This is a genomic window from Pontibacter rugosus (assembly GCF_042678745.1).
In the GTDB taxonomy this organism is placed as follows: Bacteria; Bacteroidota; Bacteroidia; order Cytophagales; family Hymenobacteraceae; genus Pontibacter; species Pontibacter rugosus.
This window is the reverse complement of sequence record NZ_JBHTLD010000521.1, coordinates 1-601: the sequence shown is the minus strand read 5'-3', so window position 1 is coordinate 601 and position 601 is coordinate 1. Positions and strand designations below refer to the sequence as shown.

At 37.4% G+C, this 601-nt stretch carries 1 protein-coding gene; it reads left to right on the top strand.

What is annotated here, in order from left to right:
- Positions 1 to 494, top strand: a 494-nt coding sequence (locus tag ACFQ2O_RS22245) for a hypothetical protein (protein ID WP_377533213.1), incomplete at its 5' end; no start/stop codon positions are given.
- Positions 495 to 601 lie beyond the last annotated feature (107 nt).

The following is a 601-nucleotide window of genomic DNA, read 5'->3' as shown; positions in this document are numbered from 1 at the left end:
GCATTGTTCCACACAATTATAAGGTGAGAATTCAATTTAACTCATCTGATAATGTTGATTTAATGGTTTATGAAAAATTAAACGACTCCTCCAAACTCGAACTACTATTTCGGAAATGGGATTTGGACTTGTCTGATTACGTTGAAGTGCCTCAAACCGAATATGAAAGTAAATATCATGGGAAGACTAACTCTTTAGACTTAGTTAAGAAAAAGCTGAACTGGACAGACCAGACATTTATCGAAATTAGAGAAAAATTAAGTAACGCAGATTGTATAGGGATTGTAAGCGGTAACCCAACTGCAATAGACTATGGATTTAAAGGTATGGGGAAATTTGGATACTTGATTTTTGACGAGCAATTAGATAATGAACAGCAAGAAAAGTATTCAGATGATTGTATGCTTTTATTTTATAAAGATAATGTAGTGTTAAAGTATGGTAGCGGTGCTACAGGTAGCTTATGTACGCCTGAATTTGCACGTACAAAATAAACCAAACACATAATCGTGTAGACGGCCCTGCCACCTCTAGGTAGCAGGGTGCGCCTCACACACCACTGTACGTACGGGTCTCGTATACAGCGGTTCGTTAAGTTGTG